Origin of the sequence: Actinoplanes italicus (assembly GCF_003001815.1) — a bacterium.
Classification (GTDB): domain Bacteria; phylum Actinomycetota; class Actinomycetes; order Mycobacteriales; family Micromonosporaceae; genus Actinoplanes; species Actinoplanes italicus.
On record NZ_PVMZ01000032.1, the window covers coordinates 59,496 to 82,599 of the forward strand.

The window sequence follows — 23,104 nt, forward strand, 5'->3', positions numbered from 1 at the left end:
GTGAGCGGGGCTGGGGGTGCGGTGAAGTGAACTGGCTGGAGATGGGATGCGACTGACGATTCTGGGTGGCGGCGGCTTCCGGGTGCCGCTGGTGCATCGGGCGCTGCTGGCCGACCGGCGGCGTACCGGGATCACCGAGCTCGTCCTGTACGACGTCGACAGGGTTCGCCTCGACGCGATCGGGCGGGTGCTCGCCGCACAGGGCCGGGACGTTCCGGACGCGCCCGCGCTGGTCACCACCACCGACCTCGACGAGGCGGTCACCGGTGCGGACTTCGTGTTCTGCGCGATCCGGGTCGGCGGGCTGCGGGGCCGGGTCGTCGACGAGCGCGTGGCCCTGGAACTGGGGGTGCTCGGGCAGGAGACGGTCGGCGCGGGCGGTATCTCGTACGGTCTGCGGACCGTCCCGGAGGCGCACCGGATCGCCGGACGGATCGCCCGCCTCGCCCCCGGCGCCTGGACGATCAACTTCACGAACCCGGCGGGTCTGGTCACCGAGGCGATGGTCACCCATCTCGGCGACCGGGTCATCGGCATCTGCGACTCCCCGTCGGGCCTGGTGGACCGGGTGGTCCGGGCGATCGGAGCCGACCCGGCCTCGGTGCGCGTCGACTACGCCGGCCTCAACCACCTCGGCTGGTTGTACGGCGTCCACGCCTCCGATCGGCACACGGCGACATCCGCCGGCGGTTCGCGGGGAGAGGCCCACGTGCCGGGAGCGGCTGACCGTGGCGGAGCGGGGCCAGGGCGCCAGTGGGCGGACGGCGGGGGCACCGCGGAGGCCGTGGCCGGGCTGCTCGACGTGCTGCTCGACGATCCGGTGCGGCTCGGGTCGATCGAGGAGGGGCGGCTCTTCGGTGCCGGACGGCTCCGGGAGCTTCGTGCCGTACCCAATGAGTATCTGCACTATTACTACGACGCCGCCGGAACCCTGGCCGCCGTGCGGGACGCGCCGCAGACGCGTGGGGAGTTCCTGCTCGGCCAGCAGCACCGCTGCTACGCCGAGATCGCCGGGCGGCCGCCCCTCGACGCCTGGTTGCGGGCGTGGCGGGAACGCGAGGCGACCTACATGGCCGAGAACCGGGAACTCGCCGGCGCCGGAGACCGCGAGCACGACGAATCACGCCCGGCCGGGTACGAGGGTGTGGCCCTGGCGGTCATGCGGGCTCTCGCACACCACGAGCCGGCCACCCTGATCCTCAACGTCCGCAACCGCGGCACGCTCGGCGTCCTCGACGATGACGCGGTCGTCGAGGTGCCCTGCACGGTCGACGGCAACGGTGCCGTCCCGCAACGGGTCGCCCCGTTGCCCGCGCACGGCGTCGAGCTGGTCCGGGCGGTCAAGTCGGCCGAGCGGCACGTCCTGGAAGCGGCCGGATCCGGGTCGCGGTCAGCGGCGATCCGTGCGATGGCCGCTCATCCGCTGGTCGGGCCGGAGGTCGCCACCCGGCTGCTCGACGCCTACCGCGCCGAGTTCCCCGAGCTCGGCTACCTGCGACCGGACACGCTCGTGTAGGCAGCCTCGACGAGCTCCGGACCGGAAGATCGCCGCGAAGTGGCCAGGCCTCACTCGGGTGGGAGGCCCAGGCCGCCCAGAACGGTGATCTCGCGGCTGGTGAACTCGCCGGTCAGCAGTGGCATGGCCTCGGCGATCGCGGCTCGCGTCTCGGGTAGTCGCAGGGAGGCGTCGTGGGCCTCCCTGGTGTCCCACACCTCGTTCACCCAGATGGTCTGCTCGTCGTCGTCGGACACCCCGATCACGTAGTGGTGACAGCCCGCGGTGCTGAGACCCTCGGCGGATCGCAGCAGCAGTTTCACCACCTGGTCACGCTGACCGGGCTTGGCCTTCATGGAGCCGAAGTAGCCGTACCGCATAAGTCTTCTCCTCCTCGCCCTCACCATGCCAGCCGGGTACGACAAGTTTCCGCGGGAACGCCGATGCCCGGCCGCGAAAGGCGGCCGGGCATCGGCGATGAGAAGCGGTGGAGGGTCAGGCGGCGACTTCGGCCGGCTTGCGGGGCGGGACCGCGTGGTCGATCGGGCGGGCCGGCTTGCGGTTCGGGAAGGCGAGGCGGAACACCTTGGCCCACGCCGACGCGACCTGCACGACGAACGGGCCGGTGACGTACTTGAGCTCGTACTTCTCGAACAGCGCCCGGACCTTCGGCGCGATCTCCGCGTAGCGGCTGGCCGGCAGGTCGGGGAAGAGGTGGTGCTCGATCTGGTGCGAGAGGTTGCCGGTCATGATGTGCATCAGCTTGCTGCCGGAGATGTTGGCCGAGCCGAGCATCTGGCGCAGGTACCACTCGCCGCGGGTCTCGCCCGTGATCGACGTACGCTCGAAGGTCTCGACGCCGTTCGGGAAGTGGCCGCACATGATCACCGAGTGGCTCCACAGGTTGCGGACCACGTTGGCGACCACGTTCGCGCCCAGGGTGCCGAGGAACGCGCCGAACGGGTTGCCGAAGGCCAGGCCGACCGGCACGGACAGGGCCGGGTGCGCCACGTAGTCCTTCAGCATCTGGTTGCGGATCTTACGGCCGACCTGACGCAGGCGGGCCCGGAAGTCGGGGTTGTTGCGGCGCCTCTTGCTGGAGAGGTTCCGGCCGAGCTCCAGGTCGTATGCCGCGATGCCGTACTCGAAGAGGCACGCGTTGACGAAGTTGTAGAGCGGCTGGCCGAGGTGCGCGGGCGCCCACTTCTGCTGCTCGTCGACGCGCATGATGCCGTAGCCGAGGTCGTTGTCCCGGCCGATCACGTTGGTGTACTTGTGGTGCAGCTCGTTGTGCGAGTGCTTCCACTGCTCGGCCGGCGCCGCGAAGTCCCACTCCCAGGTGGTCGAGTGGATCTTCGGGTCGCGCATGAAGTCGTACTGCCCGTGCAGGATGTTGTGGCCGATCTCCATGTTCTCCAGGATCTTGGAGATGGAGAGGCCGATCGTGCCGAGGATCCAGGCGGGCGGGAAGACCGAGAAGAGCAGGACGGCACGGCTGCCGACCTCGAGCCGTCGCTGCACGGCGATCATGCGCCGGATGTACTTCGCGTCCTTCTCGCCGCGGACGGCGAGGAACTCGTCCCGGATGGCGTCGAGCTCACGACCGATCTGCTCGATGTCCTCCGGGGAGAGGTGGGCGATCGGGTTGACTTCCTTGCGCTGCAGCGTCGTCACGGAACTTCACTTCCTTGTCACAGAAATACGGAAGGGGTTTCAGGCGTCCAGACGGCACGGCCCGGCGGCGGCCGAGATGCAGGTCTGGATGAGGATCTTGTCGCCGTCCACTTCGGAGGCGGTGGTGATGGTGCCGTCGCGCATGTCGCGGACGATGCCCTCGCGCATGGGAAGCACGCACTTGTAGCAGATGCCCATCCGGCAGCCGGACGGCATGAGCTGACCGGCCGCCTCGCCGGCCGCCAGGATCGACGTGCCACCGGGGGCCTCGACGACCTGGCCGGACTTCTCGAAGGTGACCGTGCCGCCGTCGCCGGCGACCAGCACGGTGGGCCGGAAACGCTCGACGTGCAGGCGCTCGGCGGCACCGGCGTCGGCCCAGTGCTCCTGCAGGTCGTCGAGGAGGTCGCCGGGCCCGCACGCCCAGGTCTCCCGCTCGAACAGGTCGGGCACCAGGTCGGCGAGCTCGGCCGGCTTGAGACGTCCGTCGGAGCGGGTGTGCCGCTCGATCAGCCGGATCCGGCCCTGCGCGGCCAGGTCACGCAGCTCGGCGCCGAACACGACGTCCGCCGCGGTCCGCGCGGAGTGCACGACGATCACGTCGTCCAGCTCGTGCAGCGCGCTGCGCAGCATGCCCATCACCGGGGTGATGCCGCTGCCCGCGGTCACGAACAGCGCCTTGGCCGGACGCGACTCGGGGAGCAGGAAGTCACCGGTCGGCAGGTCGAGATGGACCAACATGCCCTTACGGGCGTTCTTGAGCAGGTACGAGGAGACGGTCCCGTTCTCGACGGCGTTGACCGTGACGGTGAACCTGCCATCGGACCGGTCGGCCGCGCTGCTCACCGAGTAGGCACGCCACAGGCGTACGCCGTCGACGTCCACGCCGAGCCGGATGTACTGGCCCGGCTGATGCGGCTCCCAGCCACGCCCGGGGCGCAGCTCGAGGGTGACCGCGTTGTCGGTCTCGGGGCGCACCGCGTCGATCCGGGCGCGCAGGACGGTCGGGTTGCGCAGGGGCGCGATCACGTCGAGGTAGTCGGCCGGCACCACCGGGGTGGTGATCAGCTCGACCACCCGCCACGCACCGTCGCGCAAAGTCCGTGTAACTGCCACGTGACCAAGCCTCCTGCCTGCGAAAGGCAAAGTCCTGACCAGGAAAAGTGAATCGGACGCCGCATAATTGTTCGCAGGGGACAAAGATGGCCACCGGGGGTGGGCCGTATCGTCCCTGATGTCGTGATCAGGCCATCACGGCCGGACGGAATGTGAGGGATCGCGTGAAACAGCCGCTGCGCGATGTCAGGTCCTATCGCCTGCCGACGGAGGTGATCGACCCGCTCCGGAACGGTCTGCCGAAGGTCTCCTCGCAGACCATCGCGGCAATCGTCCGCGAGGTTCCGGCCTACGCCGAGCCGTTCGCGGGCGTGCTCGGTCACAAGATCGCGCGGGCGGTCCGGGCCGCGCTCGGCACCTTCCTCAACCTGGTCTCCCGGCCCGGAGCCGATCCCGGTACGCCGATGGCCTCGGCGGTCGAGGCTGCCTACGCGCTCGGACGCGGCGAGGCCCGGTCCGGGCGCAGCCTGGACGCGCTGCTGGCGGCGTACCGGGTGGGTGCCCGGGTGGCGTGGCGGGGACTCGCGGAGATCAGCGTCGAGGCGGGGCAGCCGGCCGCGACGATCGCCGACTTCGCCGAGCTGGTCTTCGCGTACATCGACGAGTTGTCCGCGGCGAGCGTGGCCGGTCATGCCGACGAGCTCGCGGCGTCCGGCCGTTTGCGGCAGCGCCGGATGCAGGAGCTGACGCAGGCCCTGGTCGCGGGCGAGCCGGCGCACGTGCTGCAGGGGCTGGCCGAGCAGGCGGAGTGGGTGCCGCCGCAGACGCTCACCGCGCTGCTGCTGCCGGAACGCGGGGCGCGGTGGGTCATAGACCTTCTGGATCCGCGTACGCTGCAGCTCGCCGACGCGGTGCCCGACCTGCCGGGGATGACCGCGCTGTTCGTACCGGATCCGCAGGGTTGTTCCCGCCCGACCCTCCACCGTCTGCTCACCGGCCACAACGTGGTGATCGGCCCGGCCCGGCCGTGGGCTGAGGCGAGCAGCTCCCTGGACCGGGCCTGCCGGGTGCAGCGACTCAGTCCGCCGTCGGACGGCGCGGTCGTCGACACCGAGGAACATCTCGCCGCCGTGGTGGTCACCGCCGACCCGAGCGCCCTGGAGGATCTGCGGGCGTGGGCGCTGATGCCGCTCGCCGGGGAACGCGGTACCGCCGCCGCCAAGCTGATCGAGACGCTGCGCAGCTGGCTGCTGCACCACGGCCGGCGTGAGGACGTCGCGGCAGAGCTGTTCGTCCACCCGCAGACGGTTCGCTACCGGATGGCCCGATTGCGTGAGCTGTACGGGGATCGCCTGCGCGATCCGCAATGGGTCCTCGCGCTGACCATCGCCCTGGCGATCCCGGAGCCCTGATCCGGGTCAGTCTCGTTCCCGCCGCATGTGGCCCGGGTCATATACCAAAGTCTCGGATCATCGACTTCCGGCAACTGGCCGGGCTCCTCCGGCCGGGCATAGCGTCATCGGCAGGCAAGCGGCGAGGGACGGTACACATGAGCGGCGACACTTCACGGGACTCGACGGTGCTCGCGTTCTCCCCGGCCGGCCGGGCACTCGTGCTCGCCGGGCCGGCGCTGCTCGGCGTGCTCGTGGCGGTCGTGGCCCCGATGCTCTCCCGCTGGCTGGTGGACGTCGGCTTCCCGGTGCTCGGCGTGGTGTGGCGGGTGGTCGCCTCGGTCGACACCTGGTGGAAGGTCGCGGTGCAGGCCGCCATCCTCGCCGTGCTGGGCGCCCTGGCCAGTGCGGAGATCGTGCGCCGCAGCACCCGCGTGACGATCGGCCGGGCCCTGGTGCGCCTGGAGACCGGCGACCGCGTCGTCTCGGTCGATCGCCCGGAGATCGACTTCGTGTTCATGGACGGCAGCTTCCTGATCATCCTCGACCGGGAGTCACGGCAGCTGTTCCACGGTGAGCCACAGGCCGACCGGGCCCCACTGGAACGCGTCTTCCGTGAGTACGGCTACCCCTGGCGCGACGGTGACCCGTTCCGCGACCTCTACCAGCCGTGGGTCCCGGACAGCGGCCTGCTCCCGATCGAGGTCGACGCGGTCCTGTCGGCCCGTGCCGTGGCGCTGGGCAAGAAGGCCGCCCGCGAGGCCGCCGAGCTGCGCGAGACCCTGGAGAAACTCGGGTACGCGATCCGCGACGACGGTGACCGCCAGCTCTGGCGCCCTCTGGTCCGCTCATGACGACCACCTCGGACCGGCGATCCGTGACGCCGAGCCGCGCCGGCGACGCACCGGCGACGCGCCGCAGACCTCTGGCCGGGCGCGGCTGGGACGTCACGGCGATCGTGGTCTCCTGGTTCGGCGGGCTCCTTCTGGTCGGGGAGGCGGCGGAGATCCGCGATCTCTCCGAGGAGGCGCTGCTCCTGCACTTCGTGGCGGGTTGCCTCCTGTCGCTGGCCCTCTGGTGGCGGCGCAGCCATCCGATGGCGGTGGCGCTCTTCCTCGCGGTGGTCTCGGTGGTGGCCGACGGCGCGGGTCTCGCCGGGCTGATCGGGCTCTACACGGTCGTCTCGCTGCGCCGTGGCCGGCCGGTCGTCCTGATAGTCCTGGCGAATCTTGTCGGCGGGTTCGGCTATTCGCTGGCCTACCCGGAGATGACCGACCCTCCGGTCGTCAACGTCGTCCTGACCGTCGCCATCCTCGCCGCCACGGTGGCGACGGGTATGGCGACGCGCTCCCGGCGGGAGCTGATCGAGTCGCTGCGCGAGCGGGCCGCACGGGCCGAGGAGGAGGCCCGGCTGCGAGCCGACCGGCTCCGGGCGCTGGAACGCGAGCGGATCGCCCGCGAGATGCATGACGCCCTCGCTCACCGGATCTCCATGGTCAGCCTGCACGCCGGGGCTCTGCAGATCCGCCCCGACCTCACGCCCGAGGAGGTCGCCAAGGCCGCCGCGACCATCCGGGACAGCGCCCACCACGCCCTCGAGGACCTGCGCGAGATCCTGGGCGTCCTGCGTGCCGGCCCCGACGACGCGTTGCGACCACAACCGGGCCTGCAGCACCTGGAGGAGCTGGTCGGCCAGGCCCGGCAGGTGGCCGGCATCCAGGTGACGACCGACAACCACCTCGACGGCCGGCCGGTCGGCCCGTCACTGGGGCGGACGGTCTACCGCCTGGTCCAGGAAGGCCTGACCAACGCCGGCAAACACGCCCCCGGCAGCCCGGTGACCCTGCTGCTGGAACGCACCGGCGACGGCGAGTTGCACGTGCGCCTCTCCAACCCGCTGTCACCGTCCCCGAGGACCGCGATCAGCCGTCCGGGTGCCGGCGGCGTGGTGCCCGGCGCGGGCAACGGCCTCATCGGGCTGGCCGAGCGTGTCGAGTTGCTCGACGGGCGGCTGCGGCACGGCGTGCACGGTGACCCCAGGACGGGGCTGACCTTCGATCTGGAAGCCTGGTTGCCATGGCCGACACCGTCCGGGTCCTGATCGCCGACGACGACCCGCTGGTCCGGGTCGGGCTGTCGCTGGTGCTGGGTGCCGCACCGGAGATCGAGATCGTCGGCGAGGCCGGGGACGGTTCCGAGGCCGTCGCGATGGTCCGTGACCTGCGGCCCGATGTCGTGCTGATGGACGTCCGGATGCCGCGGATGGACGGCCTCGCCGCGACCGCGGAGCTGCGCCGTGACGGTCCGGAGCCGGCCATCATCGTGCTGACCACCTTCGACACCGACGAGAACCTGCTCGGCGCGCTGCGACTCGGAGCCAACGGCTTCCTGCTCAAGGACATCGCCCCGACCGAGATCCTGAACGCGGTCCGGCGCGCGGCCGCGGGTGAGTCGATCCTGGCGCCGGCGGTCGTGCCCCGGCTGATCGAGTACGCGGTCGGCCGATCCGGCGGCGACCCGGCCGGCGGCGACCCGGCCGGCGGCGACCGGGGCGGCGGCGACCGGGGCGGCGGCGACCGGGGCGGCGGCGACCGGGGCGGTGACGGTCGCGGCGGCGGCGGCGGCAGTGCGGGCGGTGCGGCCGCCGCGGGTCGGGACCGGGCGGCCGGCGGTGGGGCTGCGGCAGGGGAACGGGCAGCCGACGCTGCGACTGCCGCGCGACGGGAGCGGGCGGCCTCGATCCTCCGGCGGCTCTCGGCGCGGGAGCGGGAGGTGGCCGAAGCCGTCGCCACCGGGCGGTCCAACGCGGAGATCAGTGTCGACCTGCACATGAGCGTTCCGACGGTGAAGGCTTACGTGTCCCGGGTCCTCGACAAGGTCGGCTGCGCCAACCGCGTGCAGATCGCCATCCTGATCCACGAGGCCCGCTGACCACACCTGGGTGAGGCTGCCGTCTCGCGGCTTCGCTGATCCTGCGGCGTGCAGGGACTCGTTGGTGAAAGCCGCCCGGATCTCGATGGCGTCGGACCCGAGGTTTGCCGGCGCCGCCGGGGCCGAGGTTTGCCGGCCGCCGGGGCCGAGGGTTGTTCGCGGCGTCGGGTTGAGGTCTGTTCGCGGTGCCGTGGCCGAGGGTTGTTCGCGGCGTCGGACCGAGGTCTGTTCGCGGCGTCGGACCGAGGTCTGTTCGCGACGCGGGACCGAGGTCTGTTCTCGACGCGGGACCGAGGTCTGTTGGCGGCGCCGGGCTGAGACTTGTTGGCGGCGCCGGGCTGAGACTTGTTGGCGGCGTGGGGGTCGAGACTTGTTGGCGGGGCCGAGGGCTGTCGGTGGCGCCGGGGTCTGTCACTGACGCCGGGACCGAGGTCTGCCGGCGCGGGTGTCGCGGTTCTCGGAAACCCCGCCGGATTGAGGCTCGTCTGGGCGGGTGGGCTGTGTCCGTGCTCGTGGGAGGCGACGAACGGCCCGATCGTGAAGGCGGCGATCGCGGCGACGGTGCGGCCGGGTCCGGGTGGTGGGCGGTGAAAGCGACAAAAGTCGTGAGGGTCGTTACACGGGGTGGCTTGCGGGCGTTGTGCGGGCTAGCGTTGGGCCGGTCGCGAATGCCCACTAAGTGAGTAGGCATTGCGACGCTCGTCACAACTGCTGACCAGGGTGTTTACGTGATTGAAATAAGCGGTCTTCGTAAGACGTACCGCTCCCGGAAAGGGTCCGTCGTGGCCGTTGACGGGGTGGACCTCAGCGTCGGTGAGGGCGAGGTCTTCGGGGTCCTCGGGCGCAGCGGTGCCGGCAAGAGCACGCTGCTGCGGTGCGTCAACATGCTGGAGCGGCCCGACGCCGGTGCTGTCACCGTCGGCGGGCTCGAGCTGACCCGGCTGGGGCGGCGGGAGCTGCGGGTGGCGCGGCAGGGGATCGGGATGATCCACCAGCACTTCGCGCTGCTGTCGTCGCGCACCGTCGCGGGGAACGTCGCGTTCGCGCTGGAGGTCACCGGGGCGCCCCGGGCGGGTCGCAAGGCTCGGGTGGCCGAGTTGCTGGAACTGGTGGGGCTCGCGGATCGCGCTGACGCGTACCCGGCTCAGTTGTCCGGGGGCCAGAAACAGCGGGTGGGGATCGCCCGGGCGCTCGCCGCGCGGCCGAAGGTCCTGCTGTCCGACGAGGCGACCTCCGCGCTCGACCCGGAGACCACCGAGTCGATTCTGCGGCTGCTGCTCGACCTGAACAGGCGGCTCGGCCTCACGATCCTGCTGATCACCCACGAGATGAACGTGGTCAAGCGGATCTGCACATCGGCCGCGATCATGCGCGACGGCCGGTTCGTCGAGTCGGGCCGGATCACCGAACTGCTCCGGCGGCCGGGTTCCGAGCTGGCCCGCGACCTGTTCCCACTGGACACGGCCGCACCGCTCGACGCGGCGGGAGTGCCGCTTGAGGCCGCGATGCAAGGCGGCGCGCGAGTGGAAGCGGGGGCGCCGGCGGTCGCGGGTGCCGAAGCGGGCGCGGGACTGCAGGCGGGAGCCGGAGCGGGCGCGGGACTGCAGGCGGGAGCCGAAGCGGGCGTGGGCGTGCAAGCGGGAGCCGAAGCGGGCGTGGGCGTGCAGGCGGGAGCCGAAGCGGGCGCGGGAGTGCTGACCAGCGTGGGAGCGCCGACGAGCCTTGACACGGCCGGAGCAAGGCTGCCGGGCGGCGGTGAGGCGACGACGATCGTCGACATCACGGTCAGTGGGCCCGAGGCGGATGAGCCGATCATCGCCGACCTCGCTCGGCGGTTCGCGGTGGACGTACGCATCCTCGGTGGGTCTGTGGAGACGCTCGCCGCGACGCGCGCCGGTCGCTGGAGGATCGCCCTGCCGGGCACGCCGGAGGCGAATCGGGAGGCGGTCGAGTATCTGCGTGAACGGGGTGTGACGTCGTGACCTGGTCCGAAGTGTTCGAGCTGCTCACGCCCGGCGTGCAGGAGACGGCCTGGATGGTCGGGATCGCGGCGCTGCTCACCGCGGTCGGCGGCCTGCTGATCGGGGTGCTGCTGGTGCTGACCGACCGGGGCGGCCTGCTGCCGGCTCCGCCGGTCAACGCGGTCCTCGGCCTGATCGTGAACGTGGGCCGCTCGCTGCCGTTCATCATCCTGCTGGTCGCCGTCATCCCGTTCACCCGCCTGGTCGTCGGCACGACCATCGGCACCGATGCGGCGATCGTGCCGCTGACCATCGGCGCCATCCCGTTCTTCGCCCGGATCGTCGAGTCGGCGCTGCGCGAGGTGCCACCGGACGTGGTCGCCGCCGCCACCGCGATGGGCGCCACCCGCCGGCAGATCGTCGGCAAGGTGTTGCTCCGGGAGGCGCTGCCCGGCCTGGTCGCGGGCCTGACGATCACCGTGATCGCGCTGGTCGGCTACTCGGCGATGGCCGGTGTGGTCGGCGGCGGTGGCCTCGGCGACCTGGCGATCCGGTACGGCTACCAGCGCTTCGAGACCGAGGTCATGATCGCCACGGTCGTCGCGCTCGTCGTTTTCGTCCAGCTCGTTCAGATGGTCGGTGACCTGCTCGTCCGCAGGCTGTCACACCGCTGAGCCCGGGGCGGCTCGTGGGCTGCCCGTCGCGTTTCGGGCGGCCCATGGGGTCGCTCGTCCCAAATCCTGCAATACCCATAGAAATGAAAGGTCCCATTAGATGCGCCGCCGCTCCTTCGCCGCCGTTCTGGCCGCCGCCACCCTCACCCTGGGCCTGGCCGCCTGCGGCTCGTCCGATGACAGCGAGGCGAAGCCGACCGACACCCTCAAGGTCGGCGTCAGCCCGGTCCCGCACGGCGAGATCCTGAAGTACGTGCAGGACAATCTCGCCGCCGCCGAGGGCCTGAAGCTCGAGATCGTCGAGTTCAACGACTACATCCAGCCGAACGTGGCCCTCAGTGAGAAGCAGCTCGGCGCCAACTACTTCCAGCACATCCCGTACCTGGAGGAGGAGGTCGCCGCCAAGGGCTACAAGTTCACCGCCCTCAAGCCGGTGCACATCGAGCCGCTCGGCGTCTACTCCAAGACGGTCAAGGCGATCGCCGACGTTCCGGCCGGTGGCGTCGTCGGCATCCCGAACGACCCGTCGAACTCGGGCCGTGCGCTGAACCTGCTCGCCAAGAACGGCCTGCTCACGCTCAAGGACGGCGTCGGCGTCAAGGCGACCGAGAAGGACATCGTCGCGAACCCGAAGAACCTGCAGTTCAAGGCGCTCGAGGCGGCCCAGCTGCCGCGGAGCCTGGAGGACACGGCGATCTCGGTGATCAACGGCAACTACGCGATCGAGACCGGTCTCAAGCCGGCCACCGACTCGCTGGCGCTGGAGACGGGTGACGACAACCCGTACGCCAACCTGGTCGTGGTCCGCACCGGCGAGGAGGCCGACGAGCGCGTCGTGAAGCTGGAGAAGCTGCTGCACTCGCCCGAGGTGAAGAAGTTCATCGAGGAGAAGTACCAGGGTTCGGTCCTGGCCGCGTTCTGACGTGCATGAGGGGGAGCCGCGCGGCTCCCCCTCATGTGACAGAAATCAGCAGGCGCCCTGGTCGGCCCAGACGTCGGCGACACCGGGCGTCTCGCCCTGCGTCCACCACTTGGCCCGCCAGGTGCGGTTGTTGTGCGACGCCAGATTGCCGCCGACGTAGACCGCGCTGCTGCTCCACGCCGCCGCCGAGCAGGGGCCGGGCGGGGGAGTGGTGGGGCCGCCGCCACCACCGGTGCCACCGATGTTGACGTCGATGCACGAGTAGAACGCGTTGGTCGTGTCGGCGACCGTCCAGACGGCGAGGACCTTCTGCCGGCCGGAGAACCCGCTGAGGTTGACGGTGTGCGAGAGCGTCGCCGGCGGTTGCTGGCTGTTGCCGGCGAAGTAGCCGACCCGCGTGCCGCCGATGAAGTACTCCCAGCTCGCGGTCGCGTGCCTGGCCGTGTTGATCCAGGTGAACGTCTGCGAGGTGCCGACGTTGGTGGCCGGCCAGCCCCGGCTGTCGTCGTTGAGCTCGGCGAACTGTCCGTTGTTGCCGTGACAGTTCCGCAGGCCCTTGGGGCCCTCCACGCTCTGCGGCTCGTACTTGATCTGCCCGCAGGCCATCTTGCCCTGCGCGCAGAGCGCCTGCCGGCTGGGCGGCGAGGAGACGTAGCCGTGCGCTGACGCCGGCGACGTGATGAACAGTGATCCGGCGGCCCCCATCAGGGCGACCGCGAGCAAAGCGAACAGTCTGCGCATGCCACTCCCCAAAACGATGAACATCGATTGACGGATATGACGAGAGTATAAATAAACTTTCCTAAATGAAAGCGGTCTCGCATACCTTCCGCAAATGAGGGCGAGACGCGGGCCCGCGGCCGGGTGCATCATCGGTGCATGACCGAGGAAGAGCAGCTCGCCGAGGCCACCGTCGCCCGCGCTCGCGCCGCGCGTTTCGGCACCATGCCGCCCCGTATCCGCCCCGACGACTATGTCGAGTCGGTCGACACCCGGCACGCCGACCGCGACATCTCCGCCTCGCTGGAGCTCGAGACGGAGCGCATGCTGCGCAACGCCGGGTAACGCTTCCAATCACCCCTGGCGGAGGGTGTCCGGGCGCCGCCGCGGGTTCACAGTGACGGGATGGACGACACCTACCCGTACCGCCCGGCGGGTCTGGCCGCCCGCGACCGTGGCCACGCCCTGTTCGCGCAGACGATGGGCTACGTCGCGGCGACCACCGGACTGTTCGCGCTCGGCGCGTACCTCGGGCGCAACCTGCCCGCCGGCATCGCCTTCATGGCCTATCTCGGATCCTTCGCGGCCCTGATCGCCATGAACTTCTCCGTCCGCCGCTCGCAGGGGGCGACGATCGGGCTGCTCGCCGCGTTCGGGCTGCTGATCGGCGTGGCCGTCGCTCCGACGCTGGTCTACTACGCGAGCACCGACCCACAGGCGTTGTGGCAGGCCGGCGCGGCGACCGCGCTCTTCGTGGCGGCGTTCGGCGCGGCCGGCTGGGCGACGCGGCGCGATCTGAGTGCGCTGGCCCGGATCTGCTTCTGGGCGCTGGTGGCCCTGCTGGTCTTCGGCATCGTGCTGATCTTCGTGAACATCCCGTACGGCTCGCTGATCTATTCGATCCTCGGCCTGGTGATCTTCGCGGGCCTGATCATGTTCGACTTCCAGCGGCTGCGGCGCACCCGCGACATCGAGGCCGCGCCACTGCTGGCCGCGTCCATCTTCCTCGACATCCTCAACGTCTTCCTGTTCTTCCTCCGGATCTTCCGCGCCGGCAACCGCTGAACGCGACCGCTGAACGCGCGGTCGGGCAGGAAAGGGCGGGCAGGAAAGGGCGCGCCCTCCGTCTTCACTGGCGGGTGACGGAGGGCGCGCGAGGGGCCGGATCAGGCCAGGACTGAGCTGATCGTCTCGGTGGGGAGGCCGAGCGCAGATCCGACCAGGTCGTTGGTGAGGACACCGGCGTGCACGTTGAGGCCAAGGGCCAGAGCCGGGTCGGTACGCAGAGCCTCGCGCCAGCCGAGGTCGGCGAGGCGGAGGACGTACGGCAGGGTGGCGTTGGTCAGTGCGTAGGTCGAGGTGTTCGGCACCGCGCCCGGCATGTTGGCCACGCAGTAGAAGACCGACTCGTGCACCCGGTAGACCGGATCCTGGTGGGTGGTCGGCCGCGAGTCCTCGAAGCAGCCGCCCTGGTCGATGGCGATGTCGACGAGCACCGAGCCGGGCTTCATCCGCTTCACGAGCTCGTTGCTGACCAGGGTCGGCGCCTTCGCGCCGGGCACCAGCACCGCGCCGATCACCATGTCGGCCTCGATGACCGACTGCTCGATCGTGTACGAGTTCGACACCAGCGTCTTGACGCGCCCGCCGAACTGGGCGTCGATCTGCCGCAGCCGCGGGAGGCTCAGGTCGAGGATCGTGACGTCGGCGCCGAGACCGAGCGCGATGGTGGCCGCGTTCACGCCGGACACGCCGCCGCCGATGACGGTCACGCGGGCAGGAGCGACGCCGGGGACACCGCCCGGCAGCACGCCGCGGCCGCCGCTGTTGCGCATCAGGCTGTACGCGCCGACCTGCGGGGCGAGCCGGCCGGCCACCTCCGACATCGGGGCGAGCAACGGCAGCGAACCGTCGGCGAGCTGCACCGTCTCGTACGCGATCGCGGTCGTACCGCTGTTGAGCAGTGCCTTGGTCCCCTCGGCGTCGGCCGCGAGGTGCAGATAGGTGAAGAGCACCTGGCCTTCGCGCAGCCGGTGGTACTCGGAGGCGATCGGCTCCTTCACCTTGAGGATCATGTCGGCCGCGCCCCACACGGCGTCGGCGTCGGGCAGGATCGTCGCACCGGCGGCCACGTAGTCGTCATCGGTGATCGCCGAGCCCGCACCGGCGCCGGCCTGCACGGACACCTGGTGCCCGTGGCGGACCGCCTCCACCACGCCGGCCGGGGTGATCGCCACCCGGTACTCGTGGTTCTTGACCTCTGCCGGCACGCCGATGTGCATGGGACTTCCCTCCGCCATGATGTTGCTCTTGGCGATAGAGTGGAACGATGTGCAGCATACGGGCAAGTCGAGCGAAGAAGATTCTGTCTGTAACGCTACCAGGGCAGATAGTTCAATCCGGCGGTCGTGAGTGACCGAGCCACCGAAGGATGTTCGAGGCCTCGACAACATCGACCTCGAGCTGCTGAGCCTGCTCCAGGCCGACGGCCGGATGCCTAACAACGCCCTCGCCGACCGGGTCGGGATCGCCCCGTCGACCTGCCTCACCCGGATCCGCCGGCTCCGCGAGATCGGTGCGGTCCGCGGCTTCCACGCCGACGTCGACCCGGCGTGGCTCGGCCGCCCCATCCAGGCGATGATCGCGGTCCGGCTGCGGTCCGACGCCCGCGAGGCGATCGGCCGGTTCGCCGAGTCGCTGGCCGGCCTGCCCGCGGTCCGCGACGTCTACTTCGTCTCCGGATCGTACGACTTCCTGCTGCACGTGGCCTGCGCCGACGTCGACGACCTGCGCGCGGTCATCACCGAACGCCTCAGCGGCACCCGCCTGATCGCCGGCACCGAGACGTACCTGATCTTCGAGCATCGCCGGGGGCTCGCCTGATGCGCACGACCATCGTGATCGCTGTCGACGGCGTGGAGCGGCACCCGTTCTGGCCCGACGGCACCGAGGTCACCCAGCGGTCCGGCCTGGAGTACGAGGTGCTCCTGCCCGGCGGCCGGACGCTGAGCTCGGGCGACAGGTTCACCGCGACCGCGGTGATCGACGACGGGGGCGCGATCGACTCCGAGAAGATCAGCGGCTTCCTGTCCTTCTGCGAGGTGCCGGACGCTCCCGTCCTGTTCGCCGACGCCGCGTCGATCCAGGAACCGGGGCGATGAGCTCCCCTCGGCGCGGCGTCCGTCCTCCACTCCTCCGACAGCCGGCTGATCGACGAGCCCGGCTGGTTCCTCGGCCCGGTCGGCCAGGGTGGTGACGACTACCGGCTGACCGATGCCGGCCGTGCTGGCCGAGGCGGAGGACGCGCCGGCCGTACGACCGATGACCCTCGATGTTGAGAATGGGGCGATCAGGTAGATCGCAACGCTCGGCGCGCGGAGCGCGCTTCCGGGCTGGACGGCGGCCCTCTCACCGGACGGTGCGTGGCTGGCCTTTCAACAAGACGATGTCGTACGGGTGCACGCGCTCACCGGTGGCGTCGACTCCGGGTTGCCGCTCCCGGTGGGTGCCAGGCTCGCCGGCTTGGGCGCCTGGACACGCGACGGCCGCGGCCCGCTGGTGGCCACGGTCCGCCGGGTGTGGGCGCTACGTCGCCGGACCGGCCATTTTGCATGATCACCTATAGTCCGGCGATGGGGAGGGCCGGATGGGTGCGGGAGTGTTGCCGAGATGGGCCGGACGGCTGGCGAAGTCGGCCGCCGCGGTCACGGTGCTGGCGTTGCTCGTCATCTGCTGCGGGGCCGTCGGCGTGCTGCGGGAGTGGCATCCGATCGGCGGGTCGCCGCAGCCGAGGGCACAGGGCGCGGGCACGCTGCCGGCCCGGATCGGAGCACCGTCACCCTGGACGCCGGACGCCGCGACGGCACCGATCGGCGCGGCCTCGGTCCTCTACTCGTCGAACACGTGGTTCCCCGACGAGTCGGGCTGGCTGGCGGGGATGGTCGGCCGCGCTGACGACACCTACCGGGTCGCCGAGTGGTATGGCGCCGCCGGCATGGGCGCGGTGCTCTCCCCGGACGGCTCCCGGCTCGCCTTCGACGAGGGCGTCGCCGACCTGGCGACCGGCCGGGTCACCGGCTACCGGGGGCTGCCGGGACAGCTCGACGACCTCCGGGTCGAGGCGCAGGCGTGGTCGCCGGACGGCCGGACGGTGGCGCTGCTCGTCTCCCGGCTGCTCGACCACGGCGACCCCGACGACATCACCCGTCTGCTGATCGCCGACGCCACCACCGGCGCGACCAGCGAGATCGCGACCCTGAGCACCGTGGCGTCACTGTCCGGATGGACGGTGGCGTTCTCCCCGGACGGCACCCGGCTCGCCTATCAGAACCGTGACCGGATCAGCATCCGCACTCTGGCGGGCGGGGCCACCGTGGACGTTCCCGCGACGGGGCGGGTGGCCGGCAAGGGCGCGTGGACCAGGGACGGCCGCGGGCTGCTCGTGGTGTCCGGCGTGAAGTGCGACTGCCCGGGCTGGCCGGTCCGCTGGACGGTCACCCCGATCTCCGCGGCCGACGGGGCGGTGACCGGTCCGTCGTACGGCAGGGACGGCATCTACGCGCTGCGCGTGCTCGGCTGGTGGCCGTCGGGCGAGCCGGTCGCGGTCGAGTACACGCCGACCGGCCACGCCGAGTCGACGCTCTTCACGAGCCTCAACGAACAGTACGAGCTGACCAGTCAGGACGGTATCGAGGCGGCGCGGCTGATCGCCCTCGCCAGCGGGCAGCGCCTGCTGGCCGGCGACGAATCCGGAATGGCCGGCGACGTCGAGTCGATCGATGTGGCCGACGACGTGCTGGCCGCCGGGAAGACCCGGCCGGGCGACCCGCCGCTGCTGGACATCGACACGCTGGCCGTGGTCCTCGCTACCGCGGTGGTCGTCCCGCTGCTGCTGCTCCTGGCCCTCGCCGTCTGGTGGCTGACCGCCCGCCGGGGCTCTCAGCGGTAGCCGGTGGGGCAGTGCGGGGAGGCGGGACGGCGCGGTGGGGGCGGCGGGCGCCGGGGCGGGCGCGGCCGGCCGGGCCGGTTCATGCGGGAAGGGAACACGTGGTCCTCACCGGGCGGAAGAGTCGGGGCCGGTCAGCCGGGAAGTGGCCGGACCGGCCCGCGAGGTTGCTCGGGTGTGACCGGCGTCACGCTGAAGGGTGGTGGCCGCCGCGGATCGTGGGCTGGTCGTCGCCCGGGAGCGGCGGGGCCAGGCGGTCGCTGATCACGTGGGCGGCGAACAGGTGGAAGCCGATCACCAGCGGGATCGTCGCCGGGACCGACAGGGCCAGGAAGAACGCGAGGATCCCGGCCAGCGCCGGTGCGAACGCCACCCACGGGCGGGTGGTCGACCGCTTCCAGGCCCAGCGCAGCGCGGAACGCCACGACGTCTCCGGCTCGCGGCCGAGCGCGACCAGGGTGAGCGCCGCGAGTCCGGCGAGCCAGGAGGCGGCGATCACGGTGACGACGAGCACCGGCATGCCGCCGGGCACGAGGCCGCGGCTCAACGCCAGGAGGTCCATCAGCAGCAGCGCCGCGACCAGGATGAACGGCAGGCCGGGCAGCAGGCTCCGGCGGAACTGCCGCAGCAGGGGCCGGAACTCCGGCATCCGGCCCGCGGTGTAGCGGTGCCGCACGGCGGTGGAACCGGCCGCCAGCGCGGCGGGCAGGGTCAGCACCGGCAGGGCGGCGACCGTGACCACGATCCCGATCAGGGCCAGGTCCGCGCCGAGGGCGAACCGCTCCCGCCAGTCCGGGCGGGGCTCCGGCTCGTCCTCACGCGGCCAGTCCATCCGGGCATTCTCGCGCGCAGAGGAAGGACTCGCGGGCGGCCGGGAGGAGGCGGCTGGATCGGGGGCGCCTTCCGGCGTACCGGAGGAAGTGTTCGAAGCCGAAACGGCGAAGGACCGGGCGGCGGACCCGAACCCGAGGGAAGGGGACAGGTGGGCCGGCGGCCCGCCCGCCGCGGAAGCGGCGAGCGGGCCGGGAAGACCGGCGTCCGGCGGGGTCATCCCTTGAGTCCGGACGTGTTGATGCCCTCGACCAGCATGCGCTGGAAGGCCACGAAGAACAGGAAGACCGGAGCCAGCGATAGCACCGACATGGCGAACATCGGACCCACCGACGACTGGCCGCTCGAGTCGATGAACAGCGTCAGCGCCACCGGGGCGGTGTACTTCTCCAGGTCGGAGAGGTAGACCAGCTGGCGGAAGAAGTCGTTCCAGGTCCAGATGAACGAGAAGATCGCCGTGGAGACCAGGGCCGGCCGCGAGAGCGGCAGGATGACGTGCCGGAACACCCCGTACGGGGTGCAGCCGTCGATGGTCGCGGCCTCGTCGAGCTCGCGCGGCACGCCGCGCATGAACTGGACCATCAGGAAGACGAAGAACGCCTCGGTGGCCAGCAGCTGCGGGACGATCAGCGGAGCGTACGGCCAGTCGCCGCCCACCCAGCCGAAGGTCTTGAACATCACGAACTGCGGAACGATCAGCACGTGCCCGGGCAGCAGCAGCGTCCCGATCATGATGGCGAACCAGAAGCCCCGCAGCTTGAACTTCAGCCGGGCGAAGGCGTAGGCCGCCAGCAGGCACGAGACGCAGTTCGCCACCACGGTCAGTCCGGCGACCATCGCGCTGTTGACGAAGAACCGTCCGAAGCTGACGTCGAAGTTGCTCCAGCCGTCGGAGTAGTTGCTCGGCGTCCAGGTGTTGGGCAGGATCGACATGTTGTTCAAGACTTCTTCCTGGCTCTTGAACGAACTGCCGAGCATCCACACCAGTGGGTAGAGCACCACCGCCGAGAGCAGGACCAGCGTGAGCGGCCGGGCCAGGCGCTGGAGGGTCATCAGTCTTCTCCGTCCGAGTAGTGCACCCAGAACTTGCCGGTCCGGAAGACGACGGCGGTGACCAGGCCGATGAAGAGCAGGAACACCCAGGCCATCGCCGAGGCGTAGCCCATCTGGTACTCGTTCCAACCCTTGATGTAGAGGTGCAGCGTGTACATGAGCGTCGAGTCGACCGGCCCGCCCGTGCCGTTGGAGAGCACGAACGCCGAGGTGAAGCCCTGGAAGCCGTTGATCGTCTCGAGCACCAGGTTGAAGAAGATCACCGGCGACAGCATCGGCAGCGTGATGCTGATGAACTTCCGGAACGGGGTTGCGCCGTCGACCGACGCCGCCTCGTACAGCTCACCGGGAACCTGCTTGAGGCCGGCCAGGAAGATCACCATCGGGGCACCGAACTGCCAGACCGCCAGCAGGATCAGCGTGCCGAGCGCGAAGTCCGGGTCGTTGACCCAGGCCTTGCCCTCGATGCCGAACCACGCCAGGAACGAGTTGAACGCGCCGTCCCGGTTGAACATGTTGACCCAGACGATGGCCAGCGCCACGCTGCCACCGAGCAGCGACGGCAGGTAGAACAGGCCGCGGAACAGGCCGGCGCCGGAGAACGGCCGGTTCAGCAGGAGCGCCACGCCGAGCGCGGCGGCCAGCTTCAGCGGCGTCGCCACCAGCGCGAACACCAGGGTGGTCTGGACCGCGTGCCAGAAGGACGGGTCCTCGGTGAACATCGTGCGGTAGTTGTCCAGGCCCACCCACTCCATCGACTCCCAGTCCGAGAGCACGTCGTAGTTGGTGAAGCTGAGGTACAGCGACATCAGCATCGGGACGGCCGTGATGGTCAGCAGCCCCAGCAGCCAGGGTGAGAGGAAGACGTAGCCGGCGACGCCGTCGGTCTTGTGCTTGGCGGGGCGGCCCCGCCGCTGGTGAGCGGCGGGGCCGGCCTGATGCCGGGTCGACGAGGGCCGAGCCGTACTTGTTGCCACGGGACTCACCGGCTGATCGCGGCCTGGCTGGCGGCGAAGAACTGCTCGGCGGCCTGGGCGGGGGTGGCGCGACCGTACTGGGCCTCTTCAGCGGCCTTGATCAGCTCGGAGCGCACGGTGCTGTGGCCCTTCGGCGGAACCGTCGGCGCCGGGCCGAAGTTCTTGCCGAGCTCGTCCATGACCGCGATGGTCTCCTTCATCGCCGCGTTGTCCGTCGACGCGGCGACCTGGGCGCGGATGTCGAGGTTCGACGGCAGGCCACGGTCGGTGCCGAGGATCTTGCCGGCCTCCGGGTCGTTGACCAGGAAGTTGAGCACGTCGGCTGCGACGTCCTTGTTCTTGCTGCCCCGGTAGACCGAGAAGTACATCGAGGCGCGGGCCCACTGCTTGGAGGCGTCACCCGGGTACGCGATGACGTTGAGGTCCTCCTTGGTGTTCTTCTGCAGCTCGGGCAGCTGGTTGGCCCACACCCAGGAGGTGAGCGCCTTGCCGGTCACCACGAGCTGCTTGGTGACGTCGGTGGCGTTGCCCTCGTGGATCACGTCGGCGGTCGGGGTCGACTTGCCGTCGCGGGCGCCCTTCCACAGCTCGAACCAGGCCTGCACGTCGGCCTGGGTGAAGCCGAGCTGGTTGCCGTTGTAGAACTCCTTGCCGTTCTGGCGCAGCCACACCCAGAACGCCTTGTAGTCGGCGCTCGGGTCCATGGTGCCGGCGACCTTCGACTTGACCGCGGCGTCCTTGGCCCAGGCGATGTGCTCCTCCCAGGTCTGCCCGGTCTTGGGCAGCTCCACCCCGGAGGCCTCCAGCTTGGCCTTGTTGAAGACCAGGCCCTGGGTGTTCTCACCCATCGCCACGGCGGCGACCTTGCCGTCGACGGTGCTGTACTCGACGAGGCCCTTCTGGAACTTCGAGACGTCGAGCTTGCCGGACTTCTGGTACTCGGTCAGGTCGGCCGTGACGTTGCGGGTCGCGTACTCGGCCAGGTAGTTGTCGTCGATCTGGAAGATGTCCGGAGCGTCGTTACCGGCCGTCAGGGTGGCCAGCTTGTCGAAGTAGCCCTGGTTGGCCTGCCAGGTCTTCTTGAACGTGACGTTCGGGTGCTTCTGCGTGTAGAGGGCGAGGGCCTGCTCGGTGAGCTGGGCGCGGGCCTCGCCGCCCCACCAGAAGAAGCTCAGCTCGACCTTGCCGTCAGCGGCGGGTTCGTCGTCGCTGCTGCAGGCGCCGAGCGCCAGGGGAACAGCCAGCATGGTGGCCACCAGGCCGCTGAGCACGCGGCGCCGGGGAAGGGGGTGGGATGCGGTCATGGGGTCTCGTCACTCCTTGACGTGTGCGGCAGCAACCTCAGCGGTGATCGCGACGGCCGGGGCGTACGGCCCTGGGCCGGTGGAATTGCGGATGATCAAGTCGGTCCGGAGGGTGACCTGCCCGGTCGCTCCGTCGTCGCCCTGCTGCAGGAGCATGTCGACGGCGGTACGGCCGGCGGCCGCGGTCGGGTTCGCCACGGTGGTGAGCCGTGGGCGGACCAGCCCGCTGTACGCGATGTCGTCGATGCCGACGACGCTGACCTGCCCGGGAACGTCGACACCGCGGTCCTGCAACGCCTGGAGCAGGCCGATGGCCATCAGGTCGTTGTAGGCGAGCACCGCGGTGGCGCCGGTGCGCAGCACGGCCTCGGCGGCCGCGGCACCGGTCTCCTCGACCGGCTGGTTCGGGCCGAGGACGGTCAGATCCGCGCCGGCTGCCCGGGCTGTCGCCCCGGCGGCCCTGCGGATCTCCCGGTTGGTCCAGGAGCCACGTGGCCCGGCCAGGTAGACCAGGTGTCGGTGGCCCAGGTCCAGCAGGTGGCGCACGGCTTCCCGGGCGCCGTGTCCCACGTCCATGACCACCGCGGGCAAGCCGGTGATCATGCGGTTGACGACGACCAGGGGAACTTCTCTGCGCACCTGTTCTATCTGGTCGTCGCTCATCCGGGGACTGCACAGGAGGATCCCGTCGACCTGCTTGGCCAGTGCCTGCACCAGGTCGAGCTCGACGATCGGATCCTCGTCGGTGTCGGCGACGAAGACGTGGTAGTCCCGCCGCCGTGCGTGGGTCTCGGCCGCCTTGATCAGGGGCGGGAAGAACGGGTTCGCGATATCGGCCACGATCAGGCCGATGTTGTGGGTACGTCCGGTGATCAGTGCCCGGGCCGCCCGGTTCGGGCGATAGCCGAGCTGCTCCGCGGTGGCCAGGACCCGGGAACGCGTCTCGGGGTTGACCAGATGCGGTGCGGAGAACGTGCGCGACACCGTGGAGATGTGCACTCCGGACGCTCGAGCGACGTCCCGGATCGTCACGGCCACGATGCCTCCCTTGATGGCGACCCGGTGTGACCCGGGTCTCTCGGTGAGAGCCATTAATGCAAACGGTTGCGGTGGTGTCAACGCCTCTCGATGTCGCTTCTGTTGCGTGATCATGACTCGGCACGGGCAAAT

At 70.5% G+C, this 23,104-nt stretch carries 23 protein-coding genes; 13 read left to right on the top strand and 10 right to left on the bottom strand.

Translation table 11 applies throughout. The features are described from left to right. Window positions 1-46 precede the first annotated feature (46 nt). Window positions 47-1,516 carry a family 4 glycosyl hydrolase gene (locus CLV67_RS45885; protein ID WP_106330281.1) on the top strand — a complete coding sequence of 490 codons (1,470 nt, stop codon included), beginning with the start codon at window positions 47-49 and terminating at the stop codon, window positions 1,514-1,516. A 50-nt stretch (window positions 1,517-1,566) separates the two neighbouring features. Here CLV67_RS45885 and CLV67_RS45890 read toward each other — a convergent pair whose 3' ends face one another. The 3 genes from CLV67_RS45890 to CLV67_RS45900 all read right to left on the bottom strand — a co-directional run bounded on the left by CLV67_RS45890 (window position 1,567) and on the right by CLV67_RS45900 (window position 4,285). Beyond that, a complete protein-coding gene (locus CLV67_RS45890) occupies window positions 1,567-1,875 on the bottom strand; it encodes a putative quinol monooxygenase (protein WP_106330282.1) in 309 nt (102 codons plus the stop codon). Window positions 1,876-1,990: 115 nt separating this feature from the next. Further along, window positions 1,991-3,169, bottom strand: a complete 1,179-nt coding sequence (locus CLV67_RS45895) for a fatty acid desaturase family protein (RefSeq protein ID WP_106330283.1) — start codon at window positions 3,167-3,169, stop codon at window positions 1,991-1,993. A 39-nt stretch (window positions 3,170-3,208) separates the two neighbouring features. After that, window positions 3,209-4,285: a ferredoxin reductase gene (locus CLV67_RS45900; protein WP_106330284.1), complete on the bottom strand. Its 1,077-nt coding sequence runs from the start codon at window positions 4,283-4,285 to the stop codon at window positions 3,209-3,211. Window positions 4,286-4,449: 164 nt separating this feature from the next. Here CLV67_RS45900 and CLV67_RS45905 point away from each other — a divergent pair, with 164 nt between their 5' ends. From CLV67_RS45905 to CLV67_RS45950, 7 genes are all read left to right on the top strand, one after another. After that, window positions 4,450-5,637, top strand: coding sequence for a PucR family transcriptional regulator (locus CLV67_RS45905; RefSeq protein ID WP_106330285.1), 1,188 nt, complete (start codon window positions 4,450-4,452; stop codon window positions 5,635-5,637). Window positions 5,638-5,774: 137 nt separating this feature from the next. Next, the gene (locus CLV67_RS45910; protein ID WP_106330286.1) at window positions 5,775-6,470 is read left to right on the top strand and encodes a YqeB family protein; all 696 of its coding nucleotides are present in this window, start codon (window positions 5,775-5,777) and stop codon (window positions 6,468-6,470) included. Continuing rightward, on the top strand, window positions 6,467-7,717 hold the full coding sequence (locus CLV67_RS45915) for a sensor histidine kinase (protein ID WP_106330287.1): 1,251 nt from the start codon (window positions 6,467-6,469) through the stop codon (window positions 7,715-7,717). The genes CLV67_RS45910 and CLV67_RS45915 overlap by 4 nt, the downstream gene beginning before the upstream one ends. Then, a complete protein-coding gene (locus CLV67_RS54025; RefSeq protein ID WP_239166879.1) occupies window positions 7,693-8,547 on the top strand; it encodes a response regulator transcription factor in 855 nt (284 codons plus the stop codon). The genes CLV67_RS45915 and CLV67_RS54025 overlap by 25 nt, the downstream gene beginning before the upstream one ends. A gap of 782 nt (window positions 8,548-9,329) precedes the next feature. Continuing rightward, window positions 9,330-10,529 (top strand): methionine ABC transporter ATP-binding protein, encoded by a 1,200-nt coding sequence (locus CLV67_RS54030; protein WP_239166878.1) that lies wholly within the window; start codon window positions 9,330-9,332, stop codon window positions 10,527-10,529. Beyond that, window positions 10,526-11,182 (top strand): methionine ABC transporter permease, encoded by a 657-nt coding sequence (locus CLV67_RS45945; protein WP_106330288.1) that lies wholly within the window; start codon window positions 10,526-10,528, stop codon window positions 11,180-11,182. Before CLV67_RS54030 ends, CLV67_RS45945 begins: the two co-directional genes overlap by 4 nt. Window positions 11,183-11,282: 100 nt before the next feature. Further along, entirely contained in the window at window positions 11,283-12,104 is an 822-nt protein-coding gene (locus tag CLV67_RS45950; protein WP_106330289.1) for a MetQ/NlpA family ABC transporter substrate-binding protein, read from the top strand. A gap of 45 nt (window positions 12,105-12,149) precedes the next feature. Here the strand turns inward: CLV67_RS45950 and CLV67_RS45955 are convergent, their stop codons facing one another. Beyond that, window positions 12,150-12,845, bottom strand: a complete 696-nt coding sequence (locus CLV67_RS45955) for a lytic polysaccharide monooxygenase (RefSeq protein ID WP_106330290.1) — start codon at window positions 12,843-12,845, stop codon at window positions 12,150-12,152. A 138-nt stretch (window positions 12,846-12,983) separates the two neighbouring features. Here CLV67_RS45955 and CLV67_RS45960 point away from each other — a divergent pair, with 138 nt between their 5' ends. After that, window positions 12,984-13,169, top strand: coding sequence for a hypothetical protein (locus CLV67_RS45960; protein WP_106330291.1), 186 nt, complete (start codon window positions 12,984-12,986; stop codon window positions 13,167-13,169). 60 nt (window positions 13,170-13,229) lie between these two features. After that, window positions 13,230-13,889, top strand: a complete 660-nt coding sequence (locus tag CLV67_RS45965) for a Bax inhibitor-1/YccA family protein (RefSeq protein ID WP_106330292.1) — start codon at window positions 13,230-13,232, stop codon at window positions 13,887-13,889. A 101-nt stretch (window positions 13,890-13,990) separates the two neighbouring features. Here the strand turns inward: CLV67_RS45965 and ald are convergent, their stop codons facing one another. Then, window positions 13,991-15,106, bottom strand: coding sequence for an alanine dehydrogenase (gene ald, locus CLV67_RS45970; protein WP_106330293.1), 1,116 nt, complete (start codon window positions 15,104-15,106; stop codon window positions 13,991-13,993). A gap of 130 nt (window positions 15,107-15,236) precedes the next feature. On the opposite strand from ald, the gene CLV67_RS45975 reads away from it, so the two are divergent. The 3 genes from CLV67_RS45975 to CLV67_RS45985 all read left to right on the top strand — a co-directional run bounded on the left by CLV67_RS45975 (window position 15,237) and on the right by CLV67_RS45985 (window position 17,772). After that, entirely contained in the window at window positions 15,237-15,707 is a 471-nt protein-coding gene (locus CLV67_RS45975) for an Lrp/AsnC family transcriptional regulator (RefSeq protein ID WP_106330294.1), read from the top strand. Further along, entirely contained in the window at window positions 15,707-15,985 is a 279-nt protein-coding gene (locus CLV67_RS45980; RefSeq protein WP_106330295.1) for a hypothetical protein, read from the top strand. The genes CLV67_RS45975 and CLV67_RS45980 overlap by 1 nt, the downstream gene beginning before the upstream one ends. 485 nt (window positions 15,986-16,470) lie before the next feature. Beyond that, on the top strand, window positions 16,471-17,772 hold the full coding sequence (locus CLV67_RS45985) for a hypothetical protein (protein ID WP_106330296.1): 1,302 nt from the start codon (window positions 16,471-16,473) through the stop codon (window positions 17,770-17,772). 184 nt (window positions 17,773-17,956) lie between these two features. Here CLV67_RS45985 and CLV67_RS45990 read toward each other — a convergent pair whose 3' ends face one another. From CLV67_RS45990 to CLV67_RS46010, 5 genes are all read right to left on the bottom strand, one after another. Next, complete coding sequence (locus tag CLV67_RS45990) at window positions 17,957-18,601, bottom strand: hypothetical protein (protein WP_203737776.1); 645 nt, start codon at window positions 18,599-18,601, stop codon at window positions 17,957-17,959. 215 nt (window positions 18,602-18,816) lie between these two features. Continuing rightward, a complete protein-coding gene (locus CLV67_RS45995; protein WP_203737774.1) occupies window positions 18,817-19,653 on the bottom strand; it encodes a carbohydrate ABC transporter permease in 837 nt (278 codons plus the stop codon). Further along, a complete protein-coding gene (locus CLV67_RS46000; RefSeq protein ID WP_106330297.1) occupies window positions 19,653-20,630 on the bottom strand; it encodes a carbohydrate ABC transporter permease in 978 nt (325 codons plus the stop codon). The genes CLV67_RS45995 and CLV67_RS46000 overlap by 1 nt, the downstream gene beginning before the upstream one ends. Before the next feature lie 5 nt (window positions 20,631-20,635). Continuing rightward, the gene (locus CLV67_RS46005; protein WP_106330298.1) at window positions 20,636-21,934 is read right to left on the bottom strand and encodes an ABC transporter substrate-binding protein; all 1,299 of its coding nucleotides are present in this window, start codon (window positions 21,932-21,934) and stop codon (window positions 20,636-20,638) included. A gap of 9 nt (window positions 21,935-21,943) precedes the next feature. After that, window positions 21,944-22,972, bottom strand: coding sequence for a LacI family DNA-binding transcriptional regulator (locus CLV67_RS46010; protein ID WP_106330316.1), 1,029 nt, complete (start codon window positions 22,970-22,972; stop codon window positions 21,944-21,946). Between the last annotated feature and the right edge of the window lie 132 nt (window positions 22,973-23,104).

Excerpts from the sequence above, each read along its gene's own strand:
- CLV67_RS45885 (WP_106330281.1), top strand. The coding sequence starts at position 47 with ATGCGACTGACGATTCTGGGTGGCGGCGGCTTCCGGGTGCCGCTGGTG.
- CLV67_RS45890 (WP_106330282.1), bottom strand. The coding sequence starts at position 1,875 with ATGCGGTACGGCTACTTCGGCTCCATGAAGGCCAAGCCCGGTCAGCGT.
- CLV67_RS45910 (WP_106330286.1), top strand. The coding sequence starts at position 5,775 with ATGAGCGGCGACACTTCACGGGACTCGACGGTGCTCGCGTTCTCCCCG.
- CLV67_RS45915 (WP_106330287.1), top strand. The coding sequence starts at position 6,467 with ATGACGACCACCTCGGACCGGCGATCCGTGACGCCGAGCCGCGCCGGC.
- CLV67_RS54025 (WP_239166879.1), top strand. The coding sequence starts at position 7,693 with ATGGCCGACACCGTCCGGGTCCTGATCGCCGACGACGACCCGCTGGTC.
- CLV67_RS45950 (WP_106330289.1), top strand. The coding sequence starts at position 11,283 with ATGCGCCGCCGCTCCTTCGCCGCCGTTCTGGCCGCCGCCACCCTCACC.
- CLV67_RS45955 (WP_106330290.1), bottom strand. The coding sequence starts at position 12,845 with ATGCGCAGACTGTTCGCTTTGCTCGCGGTCGCCCTGATGGGGGCCGCC.
- CLV67_RS45960 (WP_106330291.1), top strand. The coding sequence starts at position 12,984 with ATGACCGAGGAAGAGCAGCTCGCCGAGGCCACCGTCGCCCGCGCTCGC.
- CLV67_RS45965 (WP_106330292.1), top strand. The coding sequence starts at position 13,230 with ATGGACGACACCTACCCGTACCGCCCGGCGGGTCTGGCCGCCCGCGAC.
- ald (WP_106330293.1), bottom strand. The coding sequence starts at position 15,106 with ATGCACATCGGCGTGCCGGCAGAGGTCAAGAACCACGAGTACCGGGTG.
- CLV67_RS45980 (WP_106330295.1), top strand. The coding sequence starts at position 15,707 with ATGCGCACGACCATCGTGATCGCTGTCGACGGCGTGGAGCGGCACCCG.
- CLV67_RS45985 (WP_106330296.1), top strand. The coding sequence starts at position 16,471 with ATGGGTGCGGGAGTGTTGCCGAGATGGGCCGGACGGCTGGCGAAGTCG.
- CLV67_RS45990 (WP_203737776.1), bottom strand. The coding sequence starts at position 18,601 with ATGGACTGGCCGCGTGAGGACGAGCCGGAGCCCCGCCCGGACTGGCGG.
- CLV67_RS45995 (WP_203737774.1), bottom strand. The coding sequence starts at position 19,653 with ATGACCCTCCAGCGCCTGGCCCGGCCGCTCACGCTGGTCCTGCTCTCG.
- CLV67_RS46005 (WP_106330298.1), bottom strand. The coding sequence starts at position 21,934 with ATGACCGCATCCCACCCCCTTCCCCGGCGCCGCGTGCTCAGCGGCCTG.